Source organism: Lysinibacillus sp. FSL P4-0201, assembly GCF_038593425.1.
Taxonomy (GTDB): domain Bacteria; phylum Bacillota; class Bacilli; order Bacillales_A; family Planococcaceae; genus Lysinibacillus; species Lysinibacillus capsici.
In genome coordinates this window covers 891,165-903,190 of the sequence record NZ_CP151995.1, presented here as the reverse complement: position 1 = coordinate 903,190, position 12,026 = coordinate 891,165, and the positions used below count along the sequence as shown (strand labels likewise).

The 12,026-nt window shown below is 39.2% G+C and carries 8 protein-coding genes; all 8 read right to left on the bottom strand.

Features of this window, described 5'->3' with window-relative positions:
- Positions 1-129: 129 nt before the first annotated feature.
- Genes MKY76_RS04260 through MKY76_RS04225 form a run of 8 tightly spaced genes read right to left on the bottom strand, consistent with a single transcriptional unit; the run spans position 130 to position 11,969 of the window.
- Complete coding sequence (locus tag MKY76_RS04260; protein ID WP_342557459.1) at positions 130-2,721, bottom strand: VWA domain-containing protein; 2,592 nt, start codon at positions 2,719-2,721, stop codon at positions 130-132.
- On the bottom strand, positions 2,705-4,450 hold the full coding sequence (locus MKY76_RS04255) for a BatA and WFA domain-containing protein (RefSeq protein ID WP_342557458.1): 1,746 nt from the start codon (positions 4,448-4,450) through the stop codon (positions 2,705-2,707). The genes MKY76_RS04260 and MKY76_RS04255 overlap by 17 nt, the downstream gene beginning before the upstream one ends.
- A gap of 11 nt (positions 4,451-4,461) precedes the next feature.
- Positions 4,462-5,337, bottom strand: coding sequence for a DUF58 domain-containing protein (locus MKY76_RS04250; RefSeq protein WP_048391972.1), 876 nt, complete (start codon positions 5,335-5,337; stop codon positions 4,462-4,464).
- On the bottom strand, positions 5,334-6,329 hold the full coding sequence (locus tag MKY76_RS04245) for a MoxR family ATPase (protein ID WP_048391973.1): 996 nt from the start codon (positions 6,327-6,329) through the stop codon (positions 5,334-5,336). The genes MKY76_RS04250 and MKY76_RS04245 overlap by 4 nt, the downstream gene beginning before the upstream one ends.
- Before the next feature lie 11 nt (positions 6,330-6,340).
- Complete coding sequence (locus MKY76_RS04240; protein WP_342557457.1) at positions 6,341-7,786, bottom strand: hypothetical protein; 1,446 nt, start codon at positions 7,784-7,786, stop codon at positions 6,341-6,343.
- Between the two features lie 12 nt (positions 7,787-7,798).
- Positions 7,799-8,644 (bottom strand): ABC transporter permease, encoded by an 846-nt coding sequence (locus MKY76_RS04235; protein WP_066037223.1) that lies wholly within the window; start codon positions 8,642-8,644, stop codon positions 7,799-7,801.
- Positions 8,641-9,576, bottom strand: a complete 936-nt coding sequence (locus tag MKY76_RS04230) for an ABC transporter ATP-binding protein (protein ID WP_048391976.1) — start codon at positions 9,574-9,576, stop codon at positions 8,641-8,643. The genes MKY76_RS04235 and MKY76_RS04230 overlap by 4 nt, the downstream gene beginning before the upstream one ends.
- The gene (locus tag MKY76_RS04225; protein WP_342557456.1) at positions 9,576-11,969 is read right to left on the bottom strand and encodes a hypothetical protein; all 2,394 of its coding nucleotides are present in this window, start codon (positions 11,967-11,969) and stop codon (positions 9,576-9,578) included. The genes MKY76_RS04230 and MKY76_RS04225 overlap by 1 nt, the downstream gene beginning before the upstream one ends.
- Between the last annotated feature and the right edge of the window lie 57 nt (positions 11,970-12,026).

Below are 12,026 nucleotides of genomic sequence, written 5' to 3'. Positions count from 1 at the left end.
TTCTCTTTATGAGCAAAGAGCCTACTTTTTAGATAATTCTTACCCTCTTTACAAAGGGGATAACTCTTTATTTCAGGGAATATAAAAAGCAGTGCAAAACTATTCGAGTTTGCACTGCTTCCTCTATATTTAAGATCGTTTTTTCATGCCTTTTAACAACTGTGCTACATTCGTGTCTTCTGGTATAGTTTTTTCCTCAACCAGCGGCTCTTTTTTCTTCGCATTCGTTAGGAAATTCCAACCAAAACGTCTTATGGTAATATCAATAAAGAAAAGAAGTATACTCGCTAAGAGTAGCCATGTGACAATATTTTGCCGATCTGCTCCTTTTGTCGTAAAGTCACGGAAGACATCTTGTGGTTCCTTTAAAACAGTGCCTCCTGTTCGTTGAGTTAACTCTTCTATCAGTTGGTTATTTACAGGGAGTAGTTCGTATTCAGCACTATAAGGAACACTTAGCCCTGCCTGATAAATGGCCTGCTTTTCATCTGCTATACGGAAGAAAATTAATCCAGGTTCAGCTTGTACTACAGCTCGAACTTGAGATGCGGAAATGGTTTCAAGTTGTGTTTCTAGCTCCTCCCCTGCTTCATTTACCGCTACAATATCTAAAAATGCGGCTTCATTTGTAGGGTCTGTAATCATAAAGGAACCATCTGCTTCCAATCTTACATCATAGGCTACATCATTGTAGCTTGGTAGCATTTGAGAAATAAGTGTTTGCCAAAATGCTCCCCAATTCTGCCATCTTGCCCAATCTCCAGTCCATTTACCCGTTGAATCAGATGTAAAGGCAAATGTTTTACCAAGACCATATTGCCACTGCGCTAACACAGGATCTTCTTTCTCGCTTTCTGCTACAACAGTAGCCCCCTGTTTTGCCGTTGTCCCAATATATGCATTCATTTGTGGGACACCATTAGCAAACAGTGAGTTCCATCCTGCTGCATTATAAATTGCCGGATAGAATGGATTGTCCTCAATATAGGTGCGGGAAATCATAGCTGTTTCTCGAGATAAAATAGAAGGAATGGTTTGCTCATCTATCACATCATAGAAACGTCCACTGCCCATGTCACTAAGCGCTTCTAATAAGTTCGCATCGGCATCTTGTCCAATCGCTACTGTCGATAAGGTTATACCCTCTTCTTTCCCTTCACCAATTAAATCCTCATAGTTCCCTGCCTGTGACTGCCCATCTGTTAAGAGGATAATATGCTTACGTTGGAGCTTTAAATCAGCAAGGTTCTCGTAGGCTTTAGCTAATGAACTATAGATTTCTGTTCCCCCACCAGGTGTTACTGATAAAATAGTATCCACAGCCTCTTCTTTACTGTTAAGAGGCCCTGTCTCTATAATCTCCCAAGGACGATCATCAAAGGCGATGAATCCTAATGTATCCTCGTCTCGCAACATCTCAACAGAACGTGCCGCTGCTTCCTTAGCAAGCTCAAGCTTCGAGCCTTGCATACTGCCAGAACGGTCAAGTACAATCACTAATCCTAAGGAAGGTAATTGCTCCTTGCCCTTAATTTCCATTTCCACTGGCAATAAGGTTTCAATCGGTGTTTTAAAATAGCCGCCTAGACCAAAACTATTTTCTCCACCCACCATTGTAAAACCAACCCCAAAGTTTTTGACTGCTTGCTCAATAACACTCATTTTTGCTTCACCCACTAAATGACCTGGCACATTGTCGAAAATAATAGCATTATATTGCAAATAGCTGGAAAGTTCATTTGGTAAACTTTTAGGTGCTATAACATCATAGGCAATGGATTGACTACCAAGTGCTGCTCCGATGGGTGAAGCTGTTTCATAACCATTAACGATTAATAAATGTGGTTCACTTTGAACCATTGTGACACTAGTTAACTTATTGTTTTCAAAAATGGCATCCTGACCAACTTGAACAACGGCTTCATATTTTACAAGTTCAGCTGTTGCTGCATGTTTATAGGTAAACACATTCGTGCCTTCAGTCAGCTCCACTGCCTCTCGATGAATAAGCTCATCATTTTCATATAGTAATAGCTCGCCTTGGCCTGCTGATGTTGCATGTATGTCTGTCACTAATTGTTGTTGCTCTCCAACGTAAGCAACTTGAGGGGATACAAAGCTTTTTAGTGATACATCATTGACAACTGGTTGACTAAAAGGCTTAATATCCACACTAATATTAGAGCCTTTCAACTTCGTAGCAAATTCTAAAGCATCGCCCTTTGTCTCATTACCATCTGTTAATAGCACAAGACGAGTTGCTTTTTTAGGATCTATAATCCCTGAAGCAAGCTGTAGACTTTGTTCTATATTTGTTTGATCAGTAGCTTTAATTTCAGTTAGTTTCGGTACTTCCTTTAATGTTTTAGATAAAATGGCTTCTGTTTGTAAAGTAGAGGAAAATGAATAAATGCCCGCAAGCTGTGGTTCTTTTTTTGATTGGAGGCTCTCCTGTATAAACTGAACCATCTCATCTTCCGTACCATTCATAGAAGCAGAACGGTCTACTAAATAAACAATTTGTTCTTCTTTTATTGGTAATAATAGATATGGACCTGCGAGTGCAAAAACTAAACAGCCTGCTGCCACTATGCGAATAGTAAGTACAACAATATGACTTCTTTTAAGTCGCTGCCGCTCATGAAAGTATGTCCATCCAAAATACAAGAATAATGGAAGGAGTAACAACAATACTAACGGCATATCAATTCGTAAATCCACGACGTCGTTGCACCTCCCACTCTGAAACAAGCAATAGTAAAATAATTACAATTAGCCAAGGCACGAAAGAGGTCATCGACACTTCTTCCTTTCCATTGTCTGAAATATCACCTAATGTAAAACTTGTTCCTTGTTCAATGACACGTTCTTGTGCTTGCAATTGCACAATCAATTGTTTTTCCTCATTATTTGAACGTACCATATAAATGCCTGGCTGTTTGGGCGCAGTTAGCATCCCCTTCGTAACAGACGAAAGAAACTCGTCTTCTTGCGAATAAACATTCCAGTCTCCTTGCGCTAAAGCAACTGCACGTTGTTCATTGGGTGAAAAAATCCCAAGTGACCCAACTGATTCTGTTAGCTGCTGCTCTGTACTCCATAGAAATAGTGGGAATGATGGATGTAAAGGCCAATCTGTATCAGCAATATCGGATAAAACAACGATATCTCCTTTAGGGGAGCGTTGGATGAACGGCTCTTCTCCAACAGAAGCAATCGTTTCATAGTCCGCAAAGCCAGGATAAACAGCACTAACATAAACATCCTTTAGTTCACTAAAGGCAAATAATGCATCACTTCTAGTGCTTACCGTCCCATTCACATCTACTTTTTCTGCATCATCACGACCAAATAATACGAGGGGATTGTCCATCTTTTCCAATAAGGCTGATTGGTTTGTGATTATGGTAGCATCTTGATTGTCAGCGACTTGCAAGGAAGGGACGATTTTTACGCCACTACTAACTGTTTGAAAACCTTTTTGTATCAGTTGATGCAAGCCTTGATCAACAATAATTTTTGACGTAGTCGTTTGTAGTAAAACTGTTTGTTGATTGTCTATGTCATAATCATCTTTTGCATCAATAATAGCTGTCATGGATTTTGCTAAAGGCAAATCTTTAAATGTTTTCGTAATGGCTTCATTTGGAGGCACAACGACACTTTCTGCTACCAGCTCCTCACCCTCTGCATTATTCAATGCGAGCGTTACCTTTTGCTCGGTATTTGTATCATTATGGAGTTGTACAAGTGCCAGCGTAGCTTGCCCATCTGTCGTAGCAGCAAAGCGGGTGATAGCGATATTTGTTAAGTCTTTTGTAGCACCTCTTACTAGCCATTTCACAGAATCCTTGTCCATCGGTAATTGCTTTTTATCAAGTGTATCTGTAAAAACATAGATAGAAGTCGGTGTGTCGCCCACAAATGCCTGTGCTACATCCAGCGCCTTATTCATTTCAGCAGTTTCATAGGTTACTTGTAAATCTTGAATAGCTTTTTTTATTTCACTCGTGTTTGTTTCTTGCTGTAAAACAGCTTTTGGTGCAGCACCAGTTGTAATTAATGTGACAGGTCGACCATTCAATTCATTCATCAAGTTCAGCATTTCCTGTTTATGAGCGTCAAAGGTTGATTGCTCTTTACCTGCCAGCATTGTGGCTGAAGTATCTACAATAAATATGGTTTGTGCACCAACAATGGTTGATTTTTTTATATAAGGATTCATCAATGCCAAAACAAGTAGCAGTAAAGCAAGAAGCTGTAAATATAGTAGGGCATTTTTTTGTAAATGCTTTAAATAAGGCGATACTCGCGTTTCCTGCATAATCTCCGACCAAAAAAGCGTCGAAGAAACTGTTTGATCTGTATATTTTTTTCGAAAGAAATAATAAAGTAGGACAATGACCGGGATGATGGCCGTCCAGCTAAATATAATTTGACTAAAGCCCAATACGGCTCACCTCACCTAATCCAATGTGCTTTTAATAATTGCTGGAAAATCGCATGTTGCAATCCATCTTCCACTTTCAATTGTAATTTTCGAACACCAAAGCGACGGCAAATGGCTTCAAATTCTTCTTCATGTAGTATGCGTCTTGCATGGTAGGACTCTAATACTTTAGAGGACATCGTCACATTCACATCATTACCTGTTTCACGATCAAGGAGACGTACATCACCCGAATAATTTGGTGACAGTTCTTCTTGCGTTACAATTTGCAAAATGCGAACATCTCCAGCATAGCGTGGTATCCTTTTTAATAGCTGTTCCCATTCCTCAATTGGCTCTAATCCATCTGTAACAATGAATAATACGGTACTATCTTTAGGTAAAGCTTTAAGTGCATCCTTGGCAAAACGATTAGAGTAATTAGCTTCCTCTATATCTGTTACTAGCTGTAAAAAAGCTCGGCGATACATGGTACCCTTCCGTCGAAATGGTGGCTTCACTTCATCTTGGACAAAAGAAAAGGATAGACGATCATCTCGACCTAATACCATCAGACCGAGGGAGGCCACAATTTGACGAGCAAATAACCACTTAGCATGTTGCCCCATTGATTTGGTAGCATCTAGTAGAATATGTACACGCATCTCTTGCTCATCTAAAAACCTTTTAATAAAGTATTTATCTGTACGAGCAAAGACGTTCCAATCCACTTGGCGTACATCATCTCCTAAATGGTATTCTCGAAAATCCGAGAAATCAAGGGATGCCCCGAAGCGTTGAGAACGGTGCGAGCCCTTATGTTGCCCGCGTAGTTTGGAGGCCGTCGCTACTTGAAAGCGACTGATTTTCGCTAACCAGTCTTCGGGCAATAAGTATTTTGCTGTCACTTGCTAATACCTTGCTGAACTTTTTCTAAAATAACATCAATCACATCGTCTGCTGTTTTTCCTGAAGCCTCCCCTTCATAATTCAACAGCATGCGATGACGTAAAACAGGTTTAGCAACAGATTTAATATCCGCTACAGAAACATGAAAACGACCATTCATTAAAGCTCTTGCCTTTGCCAATTTGATTAAGCTCTGCAAACCACGTGGACCACTGCCATACATTGCATATTGTTTAACCTCATCAAGCGCATCTGTTCTCTCAGGATGCGTAGCCACTACTAGATCAGTTGCATACTCTAGCATTTCATCAGCAACCATCACTTCCTTAACCATTTGCTGAGCTTGAATGAGAGCATCCGTATCCATCTGTTTCTGTAAACCAATTTCCTGGGCACCTGTCGTTCGCTTCATAATTTCCATAAGTTCGCTTTTTTCTGGATAGGGTACAAGAATTTTACAAAGGAAACGGTCCATCTGTGCTTCTGGTAATGGGTATGTTCCTTCCATTTCAATAGGGTTTTGAGTTGCCAGCACGAAAAATGGTCTCGCCATTTTTTTTGTATCCCCTAATATGGTTACCGTTTTTTCTCCCATTGCTTCCAACAAGGCACTTTGGGTTTTGGGTGTTGCGCGATTTATCTCATCAGCCAATACCATTTGACTAAAGATTGGCCCAGGTTGAAAGGTAAATTGCTGCTTCCCATCGGGTGTACGTTCAATCATGCTCGTACCTGTTATATCTGCTGGCATAAGATCTGGTGTAAATTGAATACGTGAAAACGACAGATCCAGTACCTCTGAAATGGTACGAATTAACATCGTTTTTCCTAAACCAGGTAAACCTTCTAACAATGCATGACCATCCGCTAATACTGCATACAGGGTATAATCAATTGCTTCTTCCTGTCCAACAATGAAGCGATGGATTTCTTCTTTAACTTGTTGTAATTTCGTACTCATATCTACATACTGTTGCTCTGTAAAGGCCATTTCTTTTCCTCCTACTGCGACTCAATTGACGTGAAATAAGATTGCACGACATTTTGTAAATCCTTCGGTAATTGTAAGCGCTCTGAACTCTCTAAATAGCTGTCTTTATAAGAGCCAATTACTTCTTCATAAGGTCGAATAGAACCTTTTGTTATCGGACCATTTCCTTGTTGCTCAGATACATGGGAACCATCTCCTAATGCGCCACCATCTACTGATGTCTCACTTGCCCCACCTATTCGATTCGGTGTCGTTAGCAAATTCCGACCGCCTTGGCCACTTCCTGCTCCTTGACCACCTTGTCCCTGACCTTGACCTTGACCTTGGCCCTGTCCTTGTCCCTGACCTTGACCCTGTCCTTGGCCTTGTCCCTGTCCTTGGCCTTGTCCCTGTCCTTGGCCTTGGCCCTGTCCTTGGCCTTGGCCCTGTCCTTGACCATTGCTCTGGCTACTACCATTTTGCTGTTGAGAACCACTTTGAGCATTATTTTGACTAGCCTGGCTTTGTTGATTACTAGGTTGGGAATTACCAGATGACTGTTGACTGTTTTGATTGTGGCTGCTGGCATTATTGGCACTCGCAATTGCATTTTGTAAGGAGTTACTTGCTGGTTTACCAAGTTTACTCATAGCAGTTTGTGTGGCATTTGCATTTTCTGTGAGCCCTTGCTGCATTTGGGCAAGCTCTTTTAGCTGCTCAACCTCTTCCTTCGATAATCCTTGGCCTTCTGTTGTGCCATCTTGACTAGCCGTTTGTTTATCCTTTAATTGCTGCTCCTTTAATGCTAGCTCCTTTTGCTTTTTGACAACTTCTCGTAAAGCTTCTTCTGCTGTTTCAGCCTCTTTTAAAGTATTTTGAAGTTCTTGCAATTGCTCCTTTACTTCTTTTGTTTCCGCCTTCTTCTCTAATTCAGCAACTTCCTTCTTCATATCTTCGATAACTGCTTGCTCCTTTTCAACCTCTATTGCTTCAATTTGCGTAGCTGCTGGGAACATATAAAGAATGGCTAGTACAACTGTTGTAATAAATAAACCGATAAACGCCTTTGGACGAAATAGATTTTTCTTTCGAGCCTTAAAGTCTGCGAAAGCTTTTTCAGCATTTTGGATAGCTTTCGATAATAATGATTGAACAAGAGGATCCTGATCATCTTTAAATGATAAAGCTGTCACTAATTCATTATGTGAGAAATAATGATCCAGTTTATGCAATGCCTCTTTCTCTTTGACCCGTTTCCACCAAATATAAGCAATGGTTGAAATAATAACGGTAATAAAGGCTCCTAACGCTATTTGGCGATAATATGGCCAGACAAATAGTCGGGAAATAAGTACGAGAGAAGCACTCGAAAGCAATGCCAAAAACAAACCGTATTGTGCAATGGGAATGCTTCTTTCAAGAGTTAATCTCGATTTTGCACGCTGAATATATTTTCGTAATTGCTTACGACGCTCCATACCAATTCCTCCTCATCGGTTACTTTTCATGTTGGCACGCAATTTTTTAATCGCAATCGTTAAACAAAGCACAATGATGAATACATAAGCAATTAAATAAGTAATCCATACAGGTAGTTCTACACCCGACAGCTCTGCTAATGCATCCCCCATCTCTGGAGAAATAAGTGTCAGCATCAAGGCACCTGGATTAATAGATGCCCAAAAATAGGTCATAAAGGAGGCACCTGTTCCAATGGCATTGCCCATTTGATGAAAGGCCATTGTTAAAAAGAAGAAGAATGCTGTAATACCTCCTAAGAAAATGATTGAGCCGTATGTGGCAATCATGGCAACAATAGTTCTCTTAGTAATCGTAGAAAACATCACGCCTATACTACCTATTGCTACTACAGTGACTAAATAAAATAAAAATATAGAAATAAGCTGTGAAGGCGACACACCACCGAATAGAAACACTAGACTGTATAGTGGTAATCCCGCTACCAGCATCAATACTAGAAATGCTACGGAGGATAGTAATTTTCCAATAACAATTTGTGTAGAACTTTGTGTCGTTGTTAATAAAATATTTAATGTTTGCTTTTCGCGCTCACTACTGATAGCACCAGCAGTCAAACTTGGTGTAATGAAAAGAACTAATGCCATTTGCAAGATGGTTAGCACAGCAAACATCATAAAGCTTGTCTCTGGTTTAAAGAAGCCTCTGCCAGTAAATTCAGTTGTAAGCAATAAAAACCCTGCAATGAAAATACACAGTACCGCTAAATAAAACATTAAACCTGAAAAGCTTTTAAAAGAACGGAAGCGTAACTTCAATTCTTTAACAAGTACTGGATTATAAAATCTTTCCATCATTGATTGTCCGCTCCCTTCGTAATCGCCATAAAGACATCCTCTAAATCCTTCTCTTCTTCACTTAATGCATAGATTGGTAAATCTGTAAGCATAGCTTTTTTTAGCAATGCCACCTGCTCAGCATTTGTTCCTCGATAGTTAAAGGCTATTTCTAAACGATTTTCAATGACATCAATTGATGAAATATGAGGATCTTCCTCTAAAAACGCTCGTACTGCATCCAATTGATCTGTCACTTTCAACACAATACGCTTTTCTCCTTGTAGCTGGGCCTGAATCGCGGCTACATTTCCATGTGCAATTAATTTACCATTATCAATAACACCGATTTCATCACACATCTCAGCAAGTTCAGGTAAAATATGCGACGAAATTAAAATTGTTTTTCCCATAGACTTTAAATTCCGTAAAATATCTCGCATTTCCACACGAGCACGCGGATCTAGTCCTGATGCAGGTTCATCTAGAATCAGTACCTTTGGATCATGGATGAGTGCACGAGCTAAACATAAGCGTTGCTTCATACCACGTGATAATAAATCAACATATTCATAGCGTTTACTTGTTAAATTCACTAGTTCTAATAGTTGTGGAATTAACACTTGACGCTCTGCTAATTGGATACCGTAGCTCGCTCCATAAAAATCTAAATATTCATCTACTTTTAACTGATCATAAACACCAAAGAAATCGGGCATATAACCAATTTGCTTTCGAACTTCTTTTGGTTCCTTCACAACACTTTTGCCATTTATCAGAGCATCTCCTGAAGTCGGTGACAATAGTGTAGCTAAAATAGAGAATGTCGTTGATTTCCCTGCTCCATTTGCGCCAACAAATCCAAATACAACGCCTTCTTCTAAAGATAAGTTTAAATGATCTAATGCTGTAAAGGAGCCGTATCGTTTCGTTAAATCACGAATTTCAATCATTATTTTGCCACTCCTTTCAGCTCTATGTCTGGTAACTTCGTTTGTTCTCCTGATGGATCGGGACCATATTTGATTTCAATTCGAAGCTCCCCATCTTGATTAAAGTATGTTGAAACCTTGTCTGTAAACACTTGCTTTGTATCGACTAAAGGCTCATATATATTCGTTTCATTATTCCAAATGGATAGCTGCATACGTGAAACATCCTTATTAGAAATTGTCAGCTCATTAAGTGATTCAACGGCATCCATGAATTGATCTGGCATGGTCATCGTTACTTCGTACAACCCTTCAGATAGGTACCATTTATTCAATTCTTCCTCGATCTTTTCATAATAGCCATTTGCTGATAGTGGCTCTACTGAATACGAGAAGTTATTACGCTTCATTGTAAATGGACCTGTTAGCTCAACTTTTCCTTTAAATGGTTGAACAAGCATCGTAATCGGTGACATATTGGCACTTGTTTCTAATTCAACACCTACCACAGCTTGATCTGTCCAAGCTGTAAGTATTGGCTGGTTATCCTTTTCGACAAGCGGCAATGCTAAAGTTTTCATTCGTTCAATCCGCATTGGGTTTACCTCATCCTTTTTCGATGGGTAACTATAATTATAATTATTGAAAATAGATGGTTTTTGAAGAACCGTTGTTTTCAGTTCCTTATTTACCTGTAATGTTCCATTTGCTTCAATATCACCTAGTTTTACTTCTTTCACACCAGAGATTAATGTGACATCTTTTAATGCAAACGGGAAATTATTTTTAACTGTTCCTGTTAGTTTTTCATTTTTCAGTGTTATATCTATATCCATCTTCCCGATATTTTGTGCTGATGTTTTTCCACCAAAGGATTGCACAGACCAGTAGCTTAAATCACGTAATGTTAGTGTTGAACCGCTAGCATTTTCTTTTATATAAGAAGATTCATGTAATGGTCCCATCGTGCCTGTGAAGTTATTATAATTTCTTAATGCAACGGCAGTTGTATTTTGGTCAGCATTGACCACAAAGTCCCCACTGCGATTCGTTAGAATGGACTCTACATAATAGCCATTTACACTATTGTCTTCATTTACTTTATAGAATGCAGATTGTTGAACTTGTGGCTGAACAATACGATCCTTCGCTCCGACAATAAAGAGAACAATGGAAAGAACAACAGAGATAGACGGTATTATCCACCATGCATGCTCACGCTTGTCCGCTTTTTTCAAGACAAAATAAAGAATTGGCCCGATTATTAAAATATAAAGAATAATGACAATTAGCATATAGCTCACTGATACTTCGAATGATGGAAATAGTTCATTAATGTTACGAAGTTCATAAGATATTTGATCGAGAGGAGATTGTCCCTGTCTCATCATTCCTTGCTGTGAAATACTTTGAATATTTATCACTTTGGCTAAAAGTGCTCCGTAGCCGTCCATAGAAGCAAGTGGTTGATCACCTAAAGAGAAGGTTGTTTGAATCACTTCCCCGCTACCCACTTTTTTCTTTGCTGCTAACACTTCATTATTTTCTGTTAATACAGGTAAACTTCCTTCACTACTAGTAGCTGAGTAAACTGAAATCGGCTGTGTAAAAATACCGCCTCCTGACAATTTAGTTAAAGCTTCTGCAGAAATCGCAGTCATTTCTTGTGATAATGACAAAGGTAAATACTCTTTAAAAACCCCTGCTGTAGCATTAATTTGGTCAGCAGCACCTAGAAGTAAGGTACCACCATCCTGTACCCATTTTAGTAATGCTTCTTGTTGTTTCGGTGTTAAATCAGCAATAGCCACTTCATCTACAACAATGACATTGGCCATCGCAAGTCCCTGCGAATCTTCTGGAAGTGTATAATCTTTTAATTGATTGATATTAAATACTTCCACATTACTTTGAGCTACAAATGTTGATAAACGTAATAGTGCTGAAAGTCGATCACTTTTATCTGTTAATGTATAAATGAATGTTGATGAGGGGTCTAAAAAATTTGATTGCAGACGTTTAGTTCCCTTATAGGCAATCTTTTTTCCTTTTTCAATGCTTCCCTCATAAAAAGCAAATAAATCGGTGTCCGAATAACTATAGTCAGCTAAACCATCAAGATAGAAAGTAAATGTCTTTTCCTCTCCTGCTGCTATATCAATTGGAACGACAAGTGCTGAAGCTGCCTCATAAGAATTTGATGAATTAATCGCCATATCTCCTGAGAAGTCAGCTCCATTATTTTTCACTGTAACTTGGAGTGGTACTACTGATTGATATTTCGCTTTACCAGAAATACCCGCTGTTGCTTTCACCTCTAGCGTAGCAGCAGCACTTGCCTGAGTTGTAGGCAAGATAAAGCTCATTACCAGCATGACTAGTAAGGTCAGTGCCGTCCATTTTGTCTTTTTCAAAAGCTCAACCCCTTTTTATGTAAATAGATGGTTACATAATTATACGATTTATATTGC